18 protein-coding genes are annotated in these 21,700 nt (G+C 56.3%); 8 read left to right on the forward strand and 10 right to left on the reverse strand.

The window, feature by feature from the left end; translation table 11 throughout:
- Positions 1–47 precede the first annotated feature (47 nt).
- Entirely contained in the window at positions 48–2,756 is a 2,709-nt protein-coding gene (gene mgtA / locus ACSEMK_RS19190) for a magnesium-translocating P-type ATPase (RefSeq protein WP_047080044.1), read from the forward strand.
- A 158-nt stretch (positions 2,757–2,914) separates the two neighbouring features.
- Positions 2,915–5,308 (forward strand): beta-N-acetylhexosaminidase, encoded by a 2,394-nt coding sequence (locus ACSEMK_RS19195; RefSeq protein ID WP_430915326.1) that lies wholly within the window; start codon positions 2,915–2,917, stop codon positions 5,306–5,308.
- A 57-nt stretch (positions 5,309–5,365) separates the two neighbouring features.
- Here ACSEMK_RS19195 and ridA read toward each other — a convergent pair whose 3' ends face one another.
- The 4 genes from ridA to ACSEMK_RS19215 all read right to left on the reverse strand — a co-directional run bounded on the left by ridA (position 5,366) and on the right by ACSEMK_RS19215 (position 7,407).
- A complete protein-coding gene (ridA, locus tag ACSEMK_RS19200; RefSeq protein ID WP_020079786.1) occupies positions 5,366–5,752 on the reverse strand; it encodes a 2-iminobutanoate/2-iminopropanoate deaminase in 387 nt (128 codons plus the stop codon).
- A gap of 73 nt (positions 5,753–5,825) precedes the next feature.
- Entirely contained in the window at positions 5,826–6,287 is a 462-nt protein-coding gene (pyrI, locus tag ACSEMK_RS19205; RefSeq protein ID WP_015368555.1) for an aspartate carbamoyltransferase regulatory subunit, read from the reverse strand.
- Between the two features lie 13 nt (positions 6,288–6,300).
- Positions 6,301–7,236 (reverse strand): aspartate carbamoyltransferase, encoded by a 936-nt coding sequence (pyrB, locus tag ACSEMK_RS19210; protein WP_087858340.1) that lies wholly within the window; start codon positions 7,234–7,236, stop codon positions 6,301–6,303.
- A gap of 36 nt (positions 7,237–7,272) precedes the next feature.
- Positions 7,273–7,407, reverse strand: coding sequence for a pyrBI operon leader peptide (locus ACSEMK_RS19215; RefSeq protein WP_072201274.1), 135 nt, complete (start codon positions 7,405–7,407; stop codon positions 7,273–7,275).
- Positions 7,408–7,571: 164 nt separating this feature from the next.
- On the opposite strand from ACSEMK_RS19215, the gene ACSEMK_RS19220 reads away from it, so the two are divergent.
- Entirely contained in the window at positions 7,572–8,024 is a 453-nt protein-coding gene (locus tag ACSEMK_RS19220; protein ID WP_430915325.1) for a YhcH/YjgK/YiaL family protein, read from the forward strand.
- Between the two features lie 54 nt (positions 8,025–8,078).
- Here ACSEMK_RS19220 and argF read toward each other — a convergent pair whose 3' ends face one another.
- Positions 8,079–9,083 (reverse strand): ornithine carbamoyltransferase, encoded by a 1,005-nt coding sequence (gene argF, locus ACSEMK_RS19225; protein WP_087858342.1) that lies wholly within the window; start codon positions 9,081–9,083, stop codon positions 8,079–8,081.
- 163 nt (positions 9,084–9,246) lie between these two features.
- On the opposite strand from argF, the gene rraB reads away from it, so the two are divergent.
- Positions 9,247–9,672, forward strand: a complete 426-nt coding sequence (gene rraB, locus ACSEMK_RS19230; RefSeq protein WP_015368550.1) for a ribonuclease E inhibitor RraB — start codon at positions 9,247–9,249, stop codon at positions 9,670–9,672.
- Positions 9,673–9,743: 71 nt separating this feature from the next.
- On the forward strand, positions 9,744–10,508 hold the full coding sequence (gene miaE, locus ACSEMK_RS19235) for a tRNA isopentenyl-2-thiomethyl-A-37 hydroxylase MiaE (RefSeq protein ID WP_213317472.1): 765 nt from the start codon (positions 9,744–9,746) through the stop codon (positions 10,506–10,508).
- Between the two features lie 69 nt (positions 10,509–10,577).
- Here the strand turns inward: miaE and ACSEMK_RS19240 are convergent, their stop codons facing one another.
- A complete protein-coding gene (locus tag ACSEMK_RS19240) occupies positions 10,578–11,081 on the reverse strand; it encodes a GNAT family N-acetyltransferase (protein WP_087858344.1) in 504 nt (167 codons plus the stop codon).
- Positions 11,082–11,264: 183 nt separating this feature from the next.
- Here ACSEMK_RS19240 and ACSEMK_RS19245 point away from each other — a divergent pair, with 183 nt between their 5' ends.
- Positions 11,265–12,461, forward strand: a complete 1,197-nt coding sequence (locus ACSEMK_RS19245) for a YjgN family protein (RefSeq protein ID WP_430915324.1) — start codon at positions 11,265–11,267, stop codon at positions 12,459–12,461.
- A 46-nt stretch (positions 12,462–12,507) separates the two neighbouring features.
- Here the strand turns inward: ACSEMK_RS19245 and ACSEMK_RS19250 are convergent, their stop codons facing one another.
- From ACSEMK_RS19250 to pepA, 3 genes are all read right to left on the reverse strand, one after another.
- A complete protein-coding gene (locus ACSEMK_RS19250) occupies positions 12,508–15,363 on the reverse strand; it encodes a valine--tRNA ligase (RefSeq protein WP_015368547.1) in 2,856 nt (951 codons plus the stop codon).
- Positions 15,363–15,806, reverse strand: a complete 444-nt coding sequence (holC, locus tag ACSEMK_RS19255; RefSeq protein WP_020079783.1) for a DNA polymerase III subunit chi — start codon at positions 15,804–15,806, stop codon at positions 15,363–15,365. Before holC ends, ACSEMK_RS19250 begins: the two co-directional genes overlap by 1 nt.
- 121 nt (positions 15,807–15,927) lie before the next feature.
- On the reverse strand, positions 15,928–17,439 hold the full coding sequence (pepA, locus tag ACSEMK_RS19260; protein WP_008807121.1) for a leucyl aminopeptidase: 1,512 nt from the start codon (positions 17,437–17,439) through the stop codon (positions 15,928–15,930).
- Positions 17,440–17,829: 390 nt separating this feature from the next.
- Between pepA and lptF the strand changes: the two genes are divergently transcribed.
- Together lptF and lptG are read left to right on the forward strand one after the other, a co-directional pair.
- Positions 17,830–18,927, forward strand: coding sequence for an LPS export ABC transporter permease LptF (gene lptF, locus ACSEMK_RS19265; RefSeq protein ID WP_213317475.1), 1,098 nt, complete (start codon positions 17,830–17,832; stop codon positions 18,925–18,927).
- Entirely contained in the window at positions 18,927–20,009 is a 1,083-nt protein-coding gene (lptG, locus tag ACSEMK_RS19270) for an LPS export ABC transporter permease LptG (RefSeq protein WP_087858348.1), read from the forward strand. The genes lptF and lptG overlap by 1 nt, the downstream gene beginning before the upstream one ends.
- Before the next feature lie 142 nt (positions 20,010–20,151).
- Here the strand turns inward: lptG and ACSEMK_RS19275 are convergent, their stop codons facing one another.
- Positions 20,152–21,654, reverse strand: a complete 1,503-nt coding sequence (locus ACSEMK_RS19275) for a helicase HerA-like C-terminal domain-containing protein (RefSeq protein ID WP_430915322.1) — start codon at positions 21,652–21,654, stop codon at positions 20,152–20,154.
- Positions 21,655–21,700: the final 46 nt, after the last annotated feature.

Below are 21,700 nucleotides of genomic sequence, written 5' to 3' on the forward strand. Positions count from 1 at the left end.
CTGTTGGCAACGCTGCGTTCGCTCGCGCGAGCGCGGAGGGACTGTTTATGCTGAAAAATTTTACCCGGCAGCTGTTCGCGCAGCTTAGCCGTCATTTACCACATCGTTTGATCCAGCGCGATCCGCTGCCCGATGCCCGTAACCTGGCCAGCGCGCCGATCCCGGATTCACTCGGTAAGCGCTGTCTGGACGTCGCGGCCATGGATGAGCAGGAGATCTGGCGCGCGTTCGATAGCCACCCTGAAGGGCTGAACGACGCCGAAGTGGCGGCGAAAATCGCCCTGCACGGCGATAACCAAATCCCGGCGCAGAAGCCGTCGCCGTGGTGGGTTCATCTGTGGACCTGCTATCGCAACCCGTTCAACCTGCTGTTGACGGTGCTCGGCATCGTCTCCTATTCAACTGAAGATCTATTCGCCGCGGGCGTTATCGCGCTGATGGTCGGCATCTCGACGCTGCTTAACTTCATCCAGGAAGCGCGCTCGACCAAAGCGGCGGATGCGCTGAAGGCGATGGTCAGTAATACCGCCACGGTGCTGCGGGTTATCAACGAGCAGGGCGAGAGCCGCTGGCTCGAACTGCCCATCGACCAACTGGTGCCGGGCGATATCGTCAGGCTATCGGCGGGAGATATGATCCCGGCGGACCTGCGCATCATTGTGGCGCGCGACCTGTTTGTCGCTCAGGCCTCGCTGACCGGCGAATCGCTGCCGGTTGAGAAAGTCGCGCGCACCCGCGATCCGCTACAAACCAATCCACTGGAATGCGACACCCTGTGCTTTATGGGGACCAACGTGGTGAGCGGCTCGGCGCAGGCTATCGTCTACGCCACCGGCGGCAACACCTGGTTCGGCCAGCTTGCCGGGCGCGTCAGCGAGCAGGAAAGCGAGCCGAACGCCTTCCAGAAAGGCATCAGCCGGGTCAGCATGCTGCTGATCCGCTTTATGCTGGTGATGGCGCCGGTGGTGCTGCTGATCAACGGCTACACCAAAGGCGACTGGTGGGAAGCGGCGCTGTTCGCGCTGTCGGTGGCGGTCGGCCTGACGCCGGAGATGTTGCCGATGATCGTCACCTCGACGCTGGCGCGCGGGGCGGTGAAGCTGTCAAAACAAAAGGTTATCGTCAAACACCTCGACGCCATTCAAAACTTTGGCGCGATGGATATCCTCTGCACCGATAAAACCGGCACCCTGACCCAGGACAAAATCGTGCTGGAGAACCATACCGATGTTTCCGGTAAATCCAGCGAGAGAGTCCTGCACACCGCCTGGCTCAATAGCCATTACCAGACGGGGCTTAAAAACCTGCTTGATACCGCGGTGCTGGAAGGCGTAGAGCTGGATGCCGCTCGCGGTCTCGCGGAGCGCTGGCAGAAGGTGGATGAGATTCCGTTTGATTTCGAACGCCGCCGCATGTCGGTGGTGGTGAAAGAGCAGGACGAGGCGCATCAGCTGATCTGTAAAGGGGCATTGCAGGAGATCCTCAACGTCTCGACCCAGGTGCGCTACAACGGTGAAATCGTACCGTTGGACGATACCATGCTGCGCCGTATCCGCCGGGTGACCGATACCCTGAACCGTCAGGGACTGCGGGTGGTGGCGGTAGCGACTAAATACCTGCCGGCGCGGGAAGGCGACTATCAGCGTGCGGATGAATCCGACCTGATCCTCGAAGGCTACATCGCCTTCCTCGATCCGCCGAAAGAGACTACCGCCCCGGCGCTGAAAGCATTGAAGGCCAGCGGCATTACGGTGAAAATCCTCACCGGCGACAGCGAACTGGTGGCGGCGAAAGTGTGTCATGAAGTGGGGCTGGATGCCGGCGAAGTGGTGATTGGCAGCCAGATTGAAGCCATGAGCGACGACGAACTGGCGGCGCTGGCGAAACGCACCACGCTGTTCGCGCGCCTGGCGCCGCTGCATAAAGAGCGCATCGTGACGCTGCTGAAACGCGAAGGTCACGTGGTGGGCTTTATGGGCGACGGTATTAACGACGCCCCGGCGCTACGCGCGGCGGATATTGGCATTTCCGTTGACGGCGCGGTGGATATCGCCCGCGAGGCGGCGGATATCATTCTGCTGGAAAAAAGCCTGATGGTACTGGAAGAGGGGGTTATCGAAGGCCGCCGCACTTTCGCCAACATGCTCAAGTACATCAAAATGACCGCCAGCTCCAACTTCGGCAATGTCTTCAGCGTGCTGGTGGCCAGCGCCTTCCTGCCGTTCCTGCCGATGCTGCCGCTGCACCTGTTGATTCAGAACCTGCTGTACGATGTCTCTCAGGTGGCGATTCCGTTTGATAACGTCGATGATGAGCAGATTCGTAAACCGCAGCGCTGGAACCCGGCCGATCTCGGGCGTTTTATGGTCTTCTTCGGGCCGATCAGCTCGATTTTCGATATCCTCACTTTTGGCCTGATGTGGTGGGTGTTCCACGCCAACAGCGTCGAGATGCAGACCCTGTTCCAGTCCGGCTGGTTCATTGAAGGGCTGCTGTCGCAGACGCTGATTGTGCATATGATTCGTACCCGCCGCATTCCGTTCGTCCAGAGCCGCGCCGCGTGGCCGCTGTTCGCGATGACGCTGCTGGTGATGGCGGTGGGGATCGCGCTGCCGTTCTCGCCGCTGGCGGGCTACCTGCAGCTGCAGGCGCTGCCGCTCAGCTATTTCCCGTGGCTGGTGGCGATTCTGGCGGGTTACATGGTATTGACCCAGACCGTTAAAGGCTTCTACAGCCGCCGCTACGGCTGGCAGTAGTGGTTTCGCCCCTTTGCCGTTCGGCAGAGGGGCTTACCGGTATTTCTCTTAAATCTCATCAAGTTGTGAAGCCCGTCATCACCATGTATTGACGCAATTTTGTGCGCATGTTAACCCAATGTTTTGCTTTTTTTGGCCCGTCATAAAAAGGAACATTGATGATTAACACCGTGCGTTACAGTCTGCTGACCGGCGGAATATTACTGAGCAGCATGGCGCTTGCCGTCCCGGCGGGCGATCTGCCGCTGATGCCGTGGCCCGCCCATGTGGAGCGCCCGCAGGCGCACGGGGCGCTGGCGTTGAATAACCAGCTGACGATCAACGTCAGCGGCGACGATCTGGGCGAGGCGGCAAACCGCTGGCGCGAACGTCTTGCGCGGCAAACCGGCTGGACGCTTCAGCCGCAGACGGCGCCGGCGAAAAGCCCAACCATTAACGTGATCGTCAGTAAAAAAGTGCCTTTCCTGCCGCAGCCGGATAGCGACGAAAGCTATCAGCTAACCGTTAACGCAGACGGCGCGACCCTGAAAGCCAATACGCGTTTTGGCGCGCTGCGCGGCATGGAAACGCTGCTACAGCTGGTACAAAACGGCCCTGACGGCACCACCATTCCTTATGTCGCCATTGACGATGCGCCGCGTTTCCCGTGGCGTGGACTGCTGCTGGATTCCGCCCGTCACTTTATGCCGCTACCGGCGATCAAACGGCAGATTGACGGTATGGCGGCGGCGAAGCTTAATGTACTGCACTGGCATCTGACCGACGATCAGGGCTGGCGCTTCGCCTCCAGCCGCTATCCGAAGCTGCAGCAGCAGGCAAGCGACGGCCTGTTTTATACCCAGGCGCAGATGAAAGACATTGTGCGCTATGCCGCCGAACGCGGTATTCGCGTGGTGCCGGAAATCGATATGCCGGGCCACGCCTCGGCGATCGCCGTGGCTTATCCGGAGCTGATGAGCGCGCCGGGGCCTTACGCGATGGAGCGCCACTGGGGCGTGCTGAAACCGGTACTCGACCCAACAAAAGAGGCCACCTACGCGTTTGCCGAGGCGATGGTCAGCGAACTGGCGGCTATCTTCCCCGATCCGTATCTGCATATCGGCGGTGATGAAGTCGATGACAGCCAGTGGCGCGCCAATCCGGCCATTCAGAAATTCCTCAAAGAGAAGGGGCTGGCGGACAGCCACGCGCTACAGGCGTACTTTAACCGGCGCCTGGAGACGTTACTCGAAAAACATCACCGGCAGATGGTCGGCTGGGATGAAATCTACCACCCTGATTTACCGAAGAGCATTTTGATCCAGTCGTGGCAGGGGCAGGACGCATTAGGCGACGTCGCTAAACACGGCTATCGCGGCATTCTCTCCACCGGTTTTTATCTCGACCAGCCGCAGTACACCGCCTATCACTATCGTAATGAAATTATCCCGCAGGGGCTCAACGGCGTGGATACGATTACCGATAACGACAGCGCCCAGAGCTGGCAGTTTTCGATGCCGCGGCTGAAGGGCAGCGCGGTTGAGGGCAGCTTTACGCTGGTAAAAGGCGATAGCGGCTGGCGTGGATTCATTGATTTTAAAGGGAAATTACGGCGTGCCGTGCAGGAGATTGAATGGCTCGGCGACAATCAGGTCACGTTCCGCGTTGATACCTGGATGGGCGAGACCCGCCCGGTGCTAACCATTAACGACGACAAGCTCGCAGGCTACTTCCTGCTTGGCAACACCCGTTATCCCATTGACGGCAAGCGGCTGGATGCTGTGCCGCAGGGCATTCAGCCGACGCTGCCCGACGCGCCGCAACAGAAGAATCTGCTCGGCGGCGAGGCGGCGCTGTGGGCGGAAAATGTCGCCGCGCCGGTCATCGATATCAAGCTGTGGCCGCGCGCTTTTGCGGTGGCGGAGCGGTTGTGGTCGGCCGAAGACGTCAAAGACAGCGACAATATGTATCAGCGCCTGCAGGCGATGGACAGCTGGTCAACGATCTCCGTCGGCCTGCAGCAGCACGCTCAGCAGCTGGAGCAGTTCACCCGGCTGGCGAACAGCAGCCATACGCTGGCGTTGCAGATCCTCGCCGAGGCGCTGGAGCCAGCGCATTACTACACCCGTCAGCATCTCAAGTTCCAGGCGAACAATTACCATCAATTTGAACCGCTTAACCGGCTGGCCGATGCGCTACCGGCGGAGAGCGACACCGTACGCAGCCTGAACCAGTGGGCGGAGCGGCTAATCAGCGATGCTGAAGATACAGAGAGCGCCGATGCGCTGCGCCACGTTTTTACCCGCTGGCAGAACAACAGCGGCGATGCGCTGGCGCTGACTGACAATAACTATCAGCTGGCGGCGATTAAACCGGTGGTGCAGCAGGTTGATAAGCTGGCGAGCCTCGGGCTGCGCTTGACCGATCTGGTGGCGCGGCAGGGAACGCTGGACGATAAAGAGTACGCCTCAATCCAGGCGCAGCTGGATACGGCAGCGAAAACCCAGGATGAGCTGGTGATTGCGGCGGTCTATCCGCTGGAGAAACTGCTGCGGGCAACGAAGATAAAATAGGGCATTTCCCTCACCCCGCGGATGACGCAAGCGCCTGGGGTGAGGGCAGAGAAGCGCTTAGCGACGGATCGCGATAGCTTCAATCTCAATCTTCACGTCTTTTGGCAGACGCGCGACTTCTACGCAGGAACGCGCCGGGAAAGTGGCGTTATGCTCGGTGAAGAACGCTTCATACGCGGCATTCACGGTGGCGAAATCGTTCAGATCTTTCACGAAAACGGTGGTTTTCACGATATCGCCCACTTTCAGGCCAGCGGCTTCAACGATAGCTTTTACGTTGTCCAGGGACTGACGCGCCTGCGCGGCGACATCTTCCGGCACGCTGCCGGTTTTCGGGTCTACTGGGATCTGGCCGGAAGTGATGATCATGCTACCCAGATCAACGCCTTGTACATAAGGGCCAATAGCTGCTGGTGCTTTTTCCGTCGCAATAGTTTTGCTCATAATATCTCCAGATGAACTGCAGTAATTAGGTCGTAGCCATTATAGGGAGGGCCGGTATTAATACCAACCGCAATTAGTTGGCCAGCACCACATAATGGGAAAACTCTTTTTCACAGTATTTGCATTTGAGTGCAATGTCATCGGCGCGTTTTTTCACTGCGAAACTCGACGAAACCGGCTCAGCGTGACTGATGCAGTTGCTGTTCGGACAGACCAGCACGCTGTTGATGCGCTCAGGCAGGCTCGGGCGGGATTTGCCCACTACTTCGTAATCATCAATACGGTTAACCGTTGCGTCCGGCGCATACAGCGCCAGCTGATTGACCTGCTCATCGGTCAGGAAGGTGTTCTCAATTTTAATCAAATCTTTACGGCCCATCTCGCCGGACGGCAGGTTCAGGCCGATGGTGATGCGCTGGTCGGTTTCGGTCAGCTTGAACAAGGTCAACAGTTTGAAGCCAACCTGGGCCGGGATATGGTCGATTACGGTGCCGCGTTTAATGGCTTCTACTTGCAGTTTATTGTCGTGTGTCATCTCTCAATCCCCCTTACTGTGCCAGCTCGCTATTCAATACCAGTGCCAGTAACGCCTGGCGGGCGAAGATGCCGTTGCCTGCCTGCTGGAAGTACCAGGCGTGCGGCGTTTTATCGACATCGGTGGTGATTTCATCAACGCGCGGCAGCGGGTGCAGCACTTTCATATTGGCGCGCGCGCCTTCGAGATCCGCGGCGCGCAACACGAACTGCGCCTTCACGTTAGCGTATTCCGATGGGTCAAGACGCTCTTTCTGCACGCGAGTCATATACAGAATATCGACCTCAGCCATTACTTCGTCGATGGCGCTATGCAGACTCCAGGCGATGCCTTTTTCATCCAGCATATCGAGAATGTACTGCGGCATCGCCAGCGCGTCCGGGGCGATGAAGTAAAAGCGGTTGCCGTTGAATTTTGCCAGCGCCTGGGTCAGCGAGTGTACGGTACGGCCATATTTCAGGTCGCCGACCATCGCGACATTGAGGTTCTCAAGGCGGCCCTGAGTTTCCTGAATGGTGAACAGGTCGAGCAGGGTTTGCGTTGGATGCTGATTGGCGCCGTCGCCGGCGTTGAGAATCGGTATGCCGCCGGAGAACTCGGTTGCCAGACGCGCGGCGCCTTCTTGCGGATGGCGCATCACGATAGCGTCGACGTAGGTGCTGATCACCGAAATGGTGTCGGCCAGGGTTTCGCCTTTCTTACCGAGCGAGGTGTTGCTGCTGTCGGAGAAGCCGACCACGCTGGCGCCGAGGCGGTGCATGGAGGTTTCAAAAGAGAGGCGAGTACGGGTGGAGGCTTCAAAGAAACAGCTGGCGATAACCTTATGCTTCAGCAGCTCGGGTTGCGGATTGGCTTTCAGCTTTGCGGCCGTCGCCAGCACCAGTTCGAGGTCTTCGCGGCTGAGATCGTTTATGGAAATGATATGTTTTTGATATAGCGGGTTAGCCATGCTTATCTCCTGACGCCTGAGCAAAAAAAAAGCCCCTTAAATAAGGGGCTTCGAGAATTCATTGAGCAACGGAAAGAAAAACGCCAGGCCAGCGCCTGCTTTCAGACGCGGTAAGACACAGCAATGTCGTACGCAATTGACCATATTTCCTCCCGGCAAAACGGCTGGCATTATACGCAGCTTTGATGAGCAATCAAGCGATTAATCCACAATCAGGGAAACGTTTGCCTGCGAAGGCTGCGCCAGCGCAAAAAACCGCGATAAAAATGTGGTCTGGCAGTGGTAAGCGGCGTATAAAACAAAAATGAAAAGCTGTTTTATATTTGAGGGCTCTTATGATTATCGGCAACATTCATCATCTGCAATCCTGGCTGCCAGACGCGCTGCGTCAGGCGATTGAGCATGTTAAGGCTCACGTCAACGAGGCGACGCCGCTGGGCAAGCACGATATCGACGGCAACAATCTGTTCTATCTGATTTCTGAAGACAGCACCGAACCGCAGGCCGAGCGTCGCGCCGAGTATCACGCCCGCTATCTGGATATCCAGATTGTGCTACGCGGGCAGGAAGGGATGACCTTCAGCACCTTACCCGCAGGCGAGCCGCAGACTGACTGGCTGGCGGACAAAGACATCGCCTTCCTCGCCGAAGGCGCGCAGGAGAAAACCGTTATCCTTAACGAGGGCGATTTTGTGGTGTTTTATCCAGGCGAAGTGCATAAACCGCTCTGTGTGGTCGGGACGCCGGCGAAGGTGCGCAAAGCGGTGGTGAAGGTGTTGATGGCTTAAAACGGGTAGCCCGGATACGCCTGGCGCTATCCGGGAATCTACCGTGGTTAATGGCTATTTTCCAAGCGTCGCCACCATCACAGCCTTGATGGTGTGCATGCGGTTTTCCGCCTGATCGAAGACGATGCTCGCTGGCGACTCAAATACCTCGTCGGTCACCTCCATGCCGCCGTGCAGCCCATACTCCGCCGCCATCTGTTTGCCGAGAATGGTCTGGTCATCGTGGAACGCGGGCAGACAATGCAGGAATTTCACCTGCGGGTTGCCGGTCAATTGCAGCATGGTTTTATTCACCTGGTAACCGCGCAGCAGGGCGATACGCTCCGCCCATTTCTCTTTCGCCTCGCCCATCGACACCCACACGTCGGTATAAATGAAATCAGCGCCTTTTACGCCCGCGGCGATATCTTCCGTCAGGGTAATATTGCCGCCGTGCTTTTTCGCCAGCGCAGTGCATTCCGCCACTAAACCCTCTTCCGGCCAGCAGGCTTTTGGCGCCACCAGGCGCAGGTCCAGCCCGGTCAGCGCGGCGGCTTCCAGCATGGAGTTACCCATGTTGTTACGCGCGTCGCCGGCGTAGACCAGCGTCATTTCATTAAATGCCTTACCCGGCAGGTGCTCTTGCATGGTCAGCAGGTCGGCCAGGAGTTGCGTCGGGTGGAATTCATCGGTCAGGCCGTTCCACACCGGCACGCCGGCATACTCCGCCAGGGTTTCTACCAGCTCCTGGCCGTAGCCGCGATATTGAATACCGTCATACATGCGACCCAGCACGCGGGCGGTATCTTTCATGGATTCTTTGTGGCCGATCTGGCTACCGCTGGATCCGAGATAGGTCACGCGGGCGCCCTGGTCGTAAGCGGCAACTTCGAAAGAGCATCGTGTACGGGTTGAGTCTTTTTCGAAGATGAGCGCGATGTTTTTGCCCTTTAGTTTCTGGGCCTCGATGCCGTTTTTCTTATCGGCTTTTAATTGCGCGGCCAGGTCGACAAGGCCGGTAATTTCTGCAGCAGTGAAATCCAGTAATCTCAAGAAATGCTTCTGATATAACGCGGACATAATTCCCTCACCTGGCAAACGCCACTATTGAATTAAAATTCACTTTATATGTATGAATATTCATTTGCAACCCCGAGTAAGAAATCTTTTACACAGAAGGTGGAGGCAATCACGGCGGTATGTGACAATAGGAGTATCTGCCGCACATTATGAGGAACGAGCCATGGCAAACCCGGAACTACTGGAAGAGCAGCGTGAGGAAACGCGTCTGATTATCGAAGAGCTGCTGGAAGATGGCAGCGATCCGGACGCGCTGTATACCATTGAGCATCATCTCTCTGCCGACGATTTCGAAACGTTGGAAAAAGTGGCGGTAGAGGCTTTCAAGATGGGTTATGAAGTCACCGAGCCGGAAGAGCTGGAAGTCGAAGAAGGCGAAGTGGTGATCTGCTGCGATATTCTGAGCGAAAGCGCGCTCAACGCCGATCTGATCGACGCCCAGGTTGAACAGCTGATGAACCTGGCGGAAAAATTCAACGTCGAGTACGACGGTTGGGGTACCTATTACGAAGACCCGAACGGCGAAGACGATGACGGCGAAGATGACGAAGATTTAATTGACGAAGACGACAACGGCGTACGCCACTAAGTCGTCAACGGATACGGCGGCGTCTGCCGCCGTATATACCCGTCCTGATTAGGGTATAGCCTGGAGCTTCAATGGATTACCCGCAAATACTCTCCCCGATTTTAGCATTCCTGCACTGCCCAACGCCGCAGGCGTGGATTGACGAAGCCCGTAAACCGGAAAACCTGCCGCTGCTGCTGACCGACCACATGGTATGCGAGCTGAAAGCGGCGCAAAACGCCATGCTGCTGGTGCGTCGCTACGTCGCCGATAAAGACGGCGCCGACGAGCTACTGGAATGCCTGAAACCGTACGAAGACTTTACCTATCGCCGTGGGCCGGAGCCGGATTTTGTCGCTCTGCATAAGCGGATCAACAAAAGCGCTATGCCGCGAACCAACGACCCGTGGGGTAGCCAGTTGCTCGACAGCATGATTTTGCTTATTAAAGAGGAGCTGCACCACTTCTGGCAGGTGCGCGAGATCATGCTGGCGCGAGATATCCCTTACGTCAAAATCACCGCCAGCAACTATGCCCGCGGTATGCGCCGGGAGGTGCGATCGCACGAGCCGGTGATGCTGATCGATAAGCTGATTTGCGGCGCTTATATCGAAGCGCGCTCCTGCGAGCGGTTTGCCGCGCTGGCGCCGTGGCTGGATGATGATCTCCAGAAGTTTTATCTGTCGTTGCTGCGCTCCGAGGCCCGTCATTATCAGGATTACCTGGACCTGGCGCAGCAGATAGCGGGGGAAGATATCAGCGAGCGCGTACGCCAGCTTGGCGAGGCGGAAGCGGCATTGATTCTCCGCCCGGAGTCCGAGTTCCGCTTCCACAGCGGCGTACCGACGGCGCCGTAGCCCGCGGTTTCCGGACTCTGTAGCCCCGGTAAGCGCAGCGCTACCGGGGTCGCCCACGGTAGCGAGGCGTTAAAGCGGTTTCAACATTCGTACTTCGCAATCGACGTGGCCGGTGCAGCCCAGCGGCTCGTCGATATGCTCAAAGCCGAGATGCTCATAAAGGGCAATCGCTTCTTTCAAAAAAGCGGTGGTCTCCAGATAGCAGCGTTTAAAACCCTGTTCGCGAGCGTAATCCATCGCCATCAGCGCCAGCTTTTTCGCCAGCCCTTTGCCGCGCGCCGAGGTCATAAAGTACATTTTCTGCAGCTCACAGATATCGGACTCGCTACATGAGAGCGCCGCCACGCCGCCGCCGCCGACCACTTCGCCATTTTGCTCCACAACCCAATAGGCGGAGCCCGGTTGGCTATAAAGTTCGTACAGTTCATCCAGGTTGGGATCAGCGACCGTATAGCCTTTATCGGCGGTCAGGCCGTATTCCGCTGAGACCTGGCGGATAACTCGGGCGATGGCGGCATTATCTGCCGCCGTAATGCGGCGTAAAGTAAAGGTCTGTGGCGCAGCAAGATTCATAGAATCACTCAATTTTAGCTTAAATAACCATACATTGTTTTAATACCATTATTCTTTGAACGACGCAAGACGTGCATAAATATATTGCTGGGTAATTTCCAGATAATATATTCTGTATGTTTAATGGCAATAATTCTGGCTTATTATTTATATATATACTTTAAAATGCAAGGACGGCGAGGTATGGAGATTTTTTCAGGGGAAAAACAAAGCAGTAGTCATTTTTTTGTTTTTCACGGTCGGGCAAAGAGTTATTTTTTTATTTGTTTGGTTAATATTATACTGTCTGTAATTACTTTAGGGATATTCATTCCCTGGGCATGGGTACGTAGTCGCCGTTATTTTTGTGAAAATATGGAAGTTAACGGTAACCGTTTTGCTTACCACGGGCGCGGTTTCACGATTTTACTTAGCTGGCTGCTGATGTTTATCGTGCTGGTTTTACTTAGTCTGGCGCTTGCCATTTTCTCTCCCGGTAGTGAAGGGCTCGAGACGCTGGCATTTCTTATCCTGCTGCCGGTCATGGTAATGAAGGGGTTAAGCTATCACGCGAATATGACCTCATTCGCTAATATTCGTTTTGGGTTTAAATGTAATCTACTGCGCGCATGGTGGATTATGCTCGGGTTACCTTTGCTGATAGTCGTGCTAATGGCGGTTATCCTCTTCATTCCCGGAAGCCGTCTCTGGTTAGGTTTTAGCATAAATGGCATGTTAGTGGGTTTCGTTGCCCTGCTTTTACTGGCACTGTGTGTCATGGCCGCCGCCAGTGGGGTGGTTTACAGTCACTGGCTTGAGCTGATCGGCAAAGGCGGAAACTTAGGTAAAACTAAATTTAATATTTATATCAGCACGAAGCGTTGCATCGTGGCGTTTTTATGGGCAACGGTAATTTTGTTGCCGTTTATGGTGCTGTTTTTGGGTTTTTTCATTTCCGCATTTATGCAATTTTTCACAGGATGTATGTTCGGCATGTGTAATGAAAATACAGCGCTGTTTATGGCATTGCGGCATCTTAGTGCGGTATTGAGTGGATATTTATCTCTCACCATTGGTATCGTATTAGCCATGGCATTTATCCGGGTGGCCTTACGTAATCACGCGTGGAATAATTTGGTGCTTGGCGACAGCATTCGTTTTCGTTCTACCCTGACGTTTTTTGGCCTTGCTCCGCGTTTATTGGCTCTGACGTTTCTTTCTCCGCTGACATTGGGTCTGGCGTATCCCTGGTTAAAGATTAATTTGATGCGCTATATTGCCGCCAACACTGAGGTGATTGGTGACTTTGAAACGCTCGACCTGCAGCAAGATGAGGCCTGTCAGCCGCCAGTAGCTGGTAAATTGTGCAGCGGTTTTTTACCTAACCTGCCGTTCTTATAATGTAAAAAAGCCGGAGCAAGCTCCGGCTTTTTTCTATCGCGAGTTTTTACAGTGCGGCGATCACTGCCTGCTGTTCAATCAGTTTCGCTTTCGCTTCCGCGTAGCCTTCCAGCTTCTCACGCTCTTTGGCGATAACCGCCTCCGGCGCGCGGGCCACAAAGCCTTCGTTGGACAGCTTGCTTTCGATACGGCCGATTTCCGCTTCGACTTTCGCCACTTCTTTCGCCAGACGCGCCAGCTCGGCTTCTTTGTCGATAAGACCCGCCATCGGGATCAGCAGCTCGGCGCCGTCGATAATCTTGGTCACGGAAACCGGACCTTTATCATCGGCAGGCAGCACGGTGATGCTTTCCAGACGCGCGAGGTTCAGCAGGAAGCTGCGGTTGTCGTTAACACGACGCTCGGCATCTTTGCTGCAGCCGCGCAGCAGCAGTTCCAGCGGTTTACCTGGCGCAATGTTCATCTCCGCACGGATGTTACGTACGGCGACGATCGCCTGCTTCAGCCATTCGGTATCGGCCAGCGCCGCTTCATCAACCTGAGAAGCCTCATACTGCGGGAACGGTTGCAGCATGATGGTATCGGCGGTGATACCGCAGATTACTTTCACGCGCTGCCAGATGGTCTCGGTGATGAAAGGAATAATCGGGTGCGCCAGGCGCAGCAGACCTTCCAGCACGGTCACCAGAGTATGGCGAGTCCCGCGCAGCTCCGCTTCGCTGCCACCGTTCATGACCGGCTTGGTCAGTTCAAGGTACCAGTCGCAGAACTGATTCCAGGTAAACTCATACAGGATGCCCGCGGCGATATCGAAGCGGAAGTTATCCAGCGCTTCGCGGTACGCTTTCACGGTCTGGTTGAATTCAGCCAGGATCCAGCGGTCGGCCAGGGACAGCACCATCTCGCCGCCGTTGAAACCGCAATCCTGATCTTCGGTATTCATCAGTACGAAGCGGCTGGCGTTCCACAGTTTGTTGCAGAAGTTACGGTAACCTTCAAGGCGCTTCATATCCCAGTTGATGTCGCGGCCGGTAGAAGCCAGCGCCGCCAGGGTAAAGCGCAGGGCGTCAGTGCCGTGTGGCTCGATGCCGTTCGGGAACTGTTTCTCGGTGCGCTTACGGATTTTTTCCGCCAGCTGAGGCTGCATCATGTTGCCGGTACGTTTTTCCAGCAGCTCCGGCAGGGTGATACCGTCAACCATATCCAGCGGGTCAATAACGTTACCCTTGGATTTGGACATCTTCTGGCCTTCGTCGTCGCGGATAAGGCCGGTCATGTAGACGGTCTTAAACGGAACCTGCGGCTTGCCGTTTTCATCTTTGATGAAGTGCATGGTCATCATGATCATGCGGGCAATCCAGAAGAAGATGATGTCGAAGCCGGACACCATCACGCTGGTCGGGTGGAACTGACGCAGCGCGTCGGTGTTTTCCGGCCAGCCGAGGGTGGAGAAGGTCCACAGCGCGGAAGAGAACCAGGTATCCAGAACGTCTTCGTCCTGACGCAGGGCAACGTCGGCGCCGAGATTATTTTCCTGGCGTACTTCGTCTTCGGTGCGGCCAACGTAGACGTTGCCCTGATCGTCGTACCATGCCGGGATGCGGTGACCCCACCACAGCTGACGGGAAATACACCAGTCCTGAATATCGCGCATCCAGGAGAAGTACATGTTTTCGTACTGCTTCGGCACGAACTGAATGTCGCCATTCTCAACGGCTTCAACTGCCGGCTTGGCCAGTACGTCGGCACGCACGTACCACTGGTCGGTTAGCATCGGTTCGATAACCACGCCGCCGCGATCGCCGTAAGGCACGGTCAGGTCGTGCGGTTTGATCTCTTCCAGCAGGCCCAGCGCGTCGACGGCGGCAACCATCGCTTTACGCGCGGCAAAACGTTCCATCTTCTGGAATTCAGCCGGGATCTCGTTGGAATAAACGTCGGATTCGTTGCCTTTGGTATCGTAAACTTCCGCGCTTTCGCGGATGTCGCCATCAAAGGTCAAAATATTAATCATCGGCAGCTGATGACGGCGGCCAACTTCGTAGTCGTTAAAGTCGTGCGCCGGGGTGATTTTCACGCAGCCGGTGCCTTTTTCCATGTCGGCGTGTTCGTCGCCAACAATTGGAATGCGGCGGTTAACCAGCGGCAGCACTACGAATTTACCAATCAGGTCTTTGTAACGCGGATCTTCCGGGTTAACGGCCACGCCGGTATCGCCCAGCAGGGTTTCCGGACGCGTGGTGGCGACCACCAGGTAATCTTTACCGTCAGCGGTTTTCGCGCCATCGGCCAGCGGATAGCGAATGTGCCACATGGACCCTTTCGATTCGCGGTTTTCCACTTCGAGGTCGGAAATGGCGGTACGCAGTTTCGGGTCCCAGTTGACCAGGCGCTTGCCGCGATAAATCAGGTCTTCTTTGTACAGGCGAACGAAGACTTCTTTCACCGCGTTGGACAGGCCTTCATCCATCGTGAAGCGCTCGCGCTCCCAGTCGACGGAGTTGCCGAGGCGGCGCATCTGACGGGTAATGGTGCCGCCGGATTCCGCTTTCCACTGCCAGATTTTGTCGATGAAAGCATCGCGGCCGTAGTCGTGGCGGGTTTTACCTTCTTCAGCGGCAATCTTACGCTCAACCACCATTTGGGTAGCGATACCCGCGTGGTCGGTACCGGCCTGCCACAGGGTGTTTTTACCCTGCATGCGCTGGTAACGAATCATGGTATCCATGATGGTTTGCTGGAAGGCATGACCCATATGCAAACTGCCGGTGACGTTCGGCGGCGGGATCATGATGCAGAAGCTCTCCTGGCTTTCATCACCATTCGGTTTGAAATAGCCCTGCTTTTCCCAGTGCTCGTAAAGCGGCTGTTCGATATCTTGTGGGTTGTATGTCTTTTCCATTATTTCCAGGTTGCCGTGTTCAGGTTGAAACCAGCCATGCGGTACGCTTTATAGCGTTCGCGCGCCAGTTGTTTCAAAGAATCTTCGTAAGGGACAAAGTCTATCACTTCTGTGAAAGCGGTGGCAAAATCTGCAAAGTTTAGCCGCAGGCTGATAAGAATATCCCGCGGACTGCTGTTGCGCTTTTGCGGCCAGGCAATTTCCACCGGCGCGCCGCCTCTCGGGCCTTCGCCCGCCAGATTATGCGGCACAAAGCTCTCCGGAGGACGCGTCCACAGCGCTTCGTCGAGGCGAATAGCCTGCTGTTCATCTTCACAGGCGATCAGTACGCGCTTGCCGTTGCGCCAACGTTCTGCGGCAATTTCGCACACCAGCTGTTCGACGGCGCTGAGCTCGTCGACGGTGTCTTCGTTGTCCAGAAGATAGAACGTTGCGTTTTTCATATATGGGGCTTCTTGTTGTGGATTTAAATGCAAAGCCGGGCGGCGCTACGCTTACCCGGCCTACAAACGGCATCTTTCCGTCGGCCCGGTAAGCGTAGCGCCACCGGGCATCAGACGGCAATCACTCTTCGCCGTTAAAACCCGCACGATTGAGCAGGAACTGCGATAACAGCGCCACCGGGCGGCCGGTCGCGCCTTTGGCCTTCCCGGAACGCCAGGCGGTACCAGCGATGTCGAGGTGCGCCCAGTTGTACTTGCGGGTGAAGCGTGACAGGAAGCAGCCAGCGGTAATCGCGCCGCCAGGACGGCCGCCGATGTTGGCCATATCCGCAAAGTTGGACTCCAGCTGATCCTGGAACTCGTCGGCCAGCGGCAGACGCCATGCGCGGTCGCCGGCCAGTTCGGAGGCGCCGATCAGCTCATGAGCCAGCGGATTATGGTTCGACATCAGGCCGGTGATGTGATGGCCGAGGGCAATCACGCAGGCGCCGGTCAGCGTCGCAACGTCGATAACCGCTTCCGGCTCGAAGCGCTCAACGTAGGTCAGCACGTCGCACAGCACCAGACGGCCTTCGGCATCGGTATTCAGCACTTCAACGGTTTGTCCGGACATGGTGGTCAGAACATCGCCTGGGCGATACGCGCGACCGCCAGGCATGTTTTCACAGCCCGCCAGCACGCCGATGACGTTCAGCGGCAGCTGCAGCTCGGCAACCATTCGCATTACGCCGTAAACCGCCGCCGCGCCGCACATGTCGTACTTCATCTCGTCCATGCCTTCGGCAGGCTTGATGGAGATACCGCCGGAGTCGAAGGTCAGGCCTTTACCGACCAGCACGATAGGGCGCGCGTCTTCAGACGGGTTGCCTTTATACTCGATGACCGACATCAGCGACTCGTTCTGCGAGCCGTTGCCGACGGCAAGATAGGAGTTCATCCCCAGCTCGCGCATCTGCTGCTCGCCGATTACGCGGGTGATGACGTTCTTGCTGTAGGTGTCAGCCAGCTGGCGCGCCTGGGAAGCCAGATAAGCCGCGTTACAGATATTCGGCGGCATGTTGCCGAGATCTTTCGCCGCTTTGATGCCGGCGGCAATCGCCAGGCCATGCTGAATGGCGCGTTCGCCGCTGGTGAGCTCGCGGCGGGTCGGCACGTTAAAGACCATTTTACGCAGCGGACGACGCGGCTCGCTTTTGTTGGTCTTCAACTGATCGAAGCTGTACAGCGTCTCTTTGGCGGTTTCAACGGCCTGGCGAACTTTCCAGTAGTTGTTGCGCCCTTTAACGTGCAGTTCGGTCAGGAAGCAGACGGCTTCCATCGAGCCAGTGTCATTCAGAGTATTAATGGTTTTCTGAATAACTTGTTTATACTGACGTTCATCCAGTTCGCGCTCTTTACCACAGCCGATGAGCAGAATGCGCTCAGACAGGATGTTCGGCACATGGTGCAGTAACAAGGTCTGGCCAGGCTTGCCTTCGAGCTCGCCGCGACGCAGCAGGGCGCTGATGTAACCGTCGCTGATTTTATCGAGTTGTTCGGCGATGGGGGAGAGGCGACGTGGTTCGAAGACGCCGACCACGATACAGGCACTCCGCTGCTTCTCCGGGCTACCGCTTTTTACACTGAACTCCATGCACTATGCTCCTGAATCTTAAAGACAACAGTGGTGGCTACGGCTATACTCGTCGCCTTTCCAGTTGCAGATGCGTTGGCTACGCCTGCTTACCCCTGACGCTGGCTGATGCCGCTTTGGGGCTTCACAGTCCTGCCGCCTTTCTACAACTCGAAATCCATTGAGTATATAATTGCAAGCTTTCGTAACTCATGTCCGCTGTTGCGGTGACTTCGTGTTAATCTTAACGTTATTACGGCCTTGGTTCGTCAGAAAAGATCCTGATACGCAGAACCGATGAGTCATTTAATCTTAGCGATGTTTTCGACGACAAAAGAGAATAAATGACGTTTAAGCCATGAAACAAGCAATTTTCCTGCAATAAGACGGGTTTTTACGGGCGTATTTATAGTGATAATCATAAGATATCTGGTTCGTGAGACGCTGAAAAGCCAGTTGGCGATCCTATTCATCCTGTTACTGATTTTCTTCTGTCAGAAACTCGTCAGGATCCTCGGCGCCGCGGTAGATGGCGATATCCCGACCAACCTGGTGCTCTCGCTGTTAGGGCTGGGCGTACCGGAAATGGCGCAGCTCATTCTGCCCCTGAGTCTTTTCCTCGGGTTGTTGATGACGCTGGGCAAACTGTATACCGAAAGCGAAATTACGGTGATGCACGCCTGCGGCTTAAGTAAAGCCGTATTGATTAAGGCGGCAATGATCCTTGCCCTGTTTACCGGCGCTGTCGCGGCGGTCAACGTGATGTGGGCGGGGCCGTGGTCGTCGCGCCATCAGGACGAAGTGCTGGCGGAAGCCAAAGCTAACCCCGGAATGGCGGCGCTGGCTCAGGGCCAGTTCCAGCAGGCCAGCGACGGCAGCGCGGTGTTGTTTATCGAAAACGTCAACGGTAACCGCTTCAACGACGTGTTCCTGGCGCAACTGAGGCCTAAAGGCAACGCGCGTCCTTCCGTGGTGGTTGCGGATTCCGGCGAGTTGTCGCAGAAAAAAGACGGCTCCCAGGTGGTCACCATGACTCAAGGGACGCGTTTTGAAGGCACGGCGATGCTGCGCGATTTCCGTATTACCGACTTCAAAAACTACCAGGCGGTTATTGGCCATCAGGCGGTAGCGGCCGATCCTGGCGACACTGAACAGATGAATATGCGCACCCTGTGGCATACCGACACCGATCGCGCCCGCGCCGAGCTGCACTGGCGATTTACGCTGGTGGCGGCGGTGTTCATGATGGCGCTGATGGTTGTCCCGCTCAGCGTGGTGAACCCGCGTCAGGGCCGCGTGCTGTCTATGCTGCCGGCGATGCTGCTGTATCTGGTGTTCTTCCTGCTGCAAACGTCGATCAAATCGAACGCGGGTAAAGGCAAAATGGACCCCGCCATCTGGATGTGGGGTGTGAACCTGCTCTACTTCGCGTTGGCGGTGCTGCTTAACCTGTGGGATACGGTGCCGATGCGTCGTTTCCGTGCCCGGTTTAATAAAGGAGCGGTGTGATGCAGGCGTTTGGCGTACTTGACCGCTATATCGGTAAAACCATTTTCAACACCATCATGATGACGTTGTTCATGCTGGTGTCGCTCTCCGGCATTATTAAGTTTGTCGACCAGCTGAAAAAAGCCGGGCAGGGCAGCTATGATGCGCTGGGAGCAGGACTCTATACCATTCTCAGCGTGCCAAAAGATGTGCAAATCTTCTTCCCAATGGCGGCCCTGCTTGGGGCTTTGCTGGGGCTGGGTATGCTGGCGCAGCGCAGCGAACTGGTGGTGATGCAGGCTTCCGGCTTTACCCGTATGCAGGTGGCGCTGGCGGTGATGAAAACGGCGATCCCGCTGGTGTTGTTGACCATGGCGATGGGTGAATGGGTGGCGCCGCAGGGCGAACAGATGGCGCGTAACTACCGTGCGCAGCAGATGTACGGCGGTTCGCTGCTGTCGACCCAGCAGGGGTTGTGGGCGAAAGACGGGCATAATTTTGTCTACATTGAACGCGTAAAGGGTAACGATGAGCTGGGCGGGGTGAGCATCTACCAGTTTAACGATAACCGTCGTCTGCAATCTGTTCGTTACGCCGCTTCCGCTAAGTTTGATAATGACGCCAAGATCTGGCGCCTGTCGCAGGTGGATGAATCTAATCTGACCGATCCGAAACAGGTTACCGGCACGCAAATGGTCAGCGGAACCTGGAAGACCAAACTGACGCCGGACAAACTCGGCGTGGTTGCGCTGGATCCGGACGCGCTATCAATCAGCGGCCTGCATAACTATGTGACCTATCTGAAGTCCAGCGGCCAGGATCCTGGCCGTTACCAGCTCAACATGTGGAGCAAAATCTTCCAGCCGCTGTCGGTGGCCGTGATGATGCTGATGGCGCTGTCGTTCATCTTTGGTCCCCTGCGGAGCGTGGCAATGGGCGTGAGAGTCGTTACCGGGATTAGCTTCGGCTTTATCTTTTACGTACTCGACCAGATATTTGGCCCGCTAACATTGGTTTACGGCATACCGCCGATAATCGGCGCGCTGCTGCCAAGCGCAAGCTTCTTCCTGATAAGCCTTTGGCTGATGATGAGAAAAGCGTAGTTCGATAAATGACCCGGCCAAGCGCAAGCAACGCCGGGTTTTTTGTGCCCGCGGTTTGAGTGGCGATCCGCAGTGTAATGCCCTGTATTGTTGTCGCCCGGATCGGACGCAGCGCGCCGCAATCCGGGGCTCGACACTGACGTTAACGGCGCCTTCCGCCTAGCAGGCTTCCCAGCATGCCGCGGACGATCTGGTTGGTGACCTGACGTACGGCGCTTTTGGCGGCGGTCTGCACAATACCATCTCGTTTACCGCCGCGCGGGCCGGTAGTGCCGAACAGAATATCTTTCAGTCCCCCGAGCAGCCCGTCGTCATCGCCGCTTTGTTGGCCTTTTGCCGGCGGCGCCGACTGCTGCTCGGTGGCGACCTGCACCCCTTTTTGCAGCATTTCGAAGGCCGATTCGCGGTCAATCTCTTCTTCATACTTGCCGTACAGCGCCGAGTGGTTAATCAGGCCATTTCGCTCATCGTCGCTGACCGGCCCCATCCGCGAGCATGGGGCGATAACCATCGCTCTTTCTACTATCGATGGGCTGCCTTTTTCGTCGAGGAAGGAGATCAGTGCTTCGCCGGTACCGAGCTCCTGAATGGCCTGCTCGGTACTGAACGCCGGATTGGCGCGCATGGTTTGGGCGGCGGTCTTCACCGCTTTTTGATCCTTCGGGGTAAAGGCGCGCAGGGCATGCTGCACGCGGTTGCCCAACTGGCCGAGCACGGCATCCGGGATATCCGACGGATTCTGCGAGACAAAATAGACGCCGACCCCTTTAGAACGGATAAGGCGAATCACCTGCTCGATTTTATCCAGCAGTACCTGCGGCGCATCGTTAAACAGCAGGTGGGCTTCGTCGAAGAAGAACACCAGCTTCGGTTTTTCGAGGTCGCCGGCTTCCGGCAGGCGCTCGTAGAGTTCGGAGAGCATCCACAGCAGGCTGGCGGCGTAAAGCTTCGGCATCTGATAGAGCTTTTCGGCGCTGAGGATATTAATCACCCCTTTACCGCTGGCATCGACACGCATCCAGTCCTGAATATCCAGCATCGGTTCGCCGAAGAAGTGCTCTGCGCCCTGCTGCTCCAGGGTTAACAGCCCGCGCTGGATAGCGCCTACCGAAGCGCTGCTGATGTTGCCATACTGGTTCTGGAAGGCTTTGGCGTTATCACCGATAAACTGGGTGATGGCGCGGAGATCTTTAAAGTCCAGTAGCAGCAGACCGCGATCGTCAGCGATACGGAAAATAATGTTCAGCACGCCGCTTTGTACTTCATTAAGATTGAGCAGGCGGGCGAGCAGCAGGGGGCCGAGGTCCGACACCGTGGCGCGCACCGGGTGGCCCTTTTCACCAAAGATATCCCAAACAACCACCGGGTTGGTGTGCGGCTTCCAGTCGGTAACGCCGATTTTTTCCAGACGCGCCTGAAGCTTCTCAGAGCTCTGGCCTGCCTCCGCAATACCGGTCAGGTCGCCTTTCACATCGGCCATAAAGACCGGCACGCCGATCTCGGAAAATGACTCCGCCAGTTTTTGCAACGTTACGGTTTTACCGGTACCGGTGGCGCCGGTAATTAGGCCGTGACGGTTAGCCATTGCTGGCAGCAGATGGAGCTGTTTGTCCAGCGTGCGTGCGATTAGCAAGGGTGAGCTCATGATCGATTCCTCCATTTATCCTGCGTCGATTATAGGCAACCTGACA

Origin of the sequence: Klebsiella sp. K-3, assembly GCF_051207495.1 — a bacterium.
Lineage (GTDB): Bacteria > Pseudomonadota > Gammaproteobacteria > Enterobacterales > Enterobacteriaceae > Klebsiella > Klebsiella aerogenes.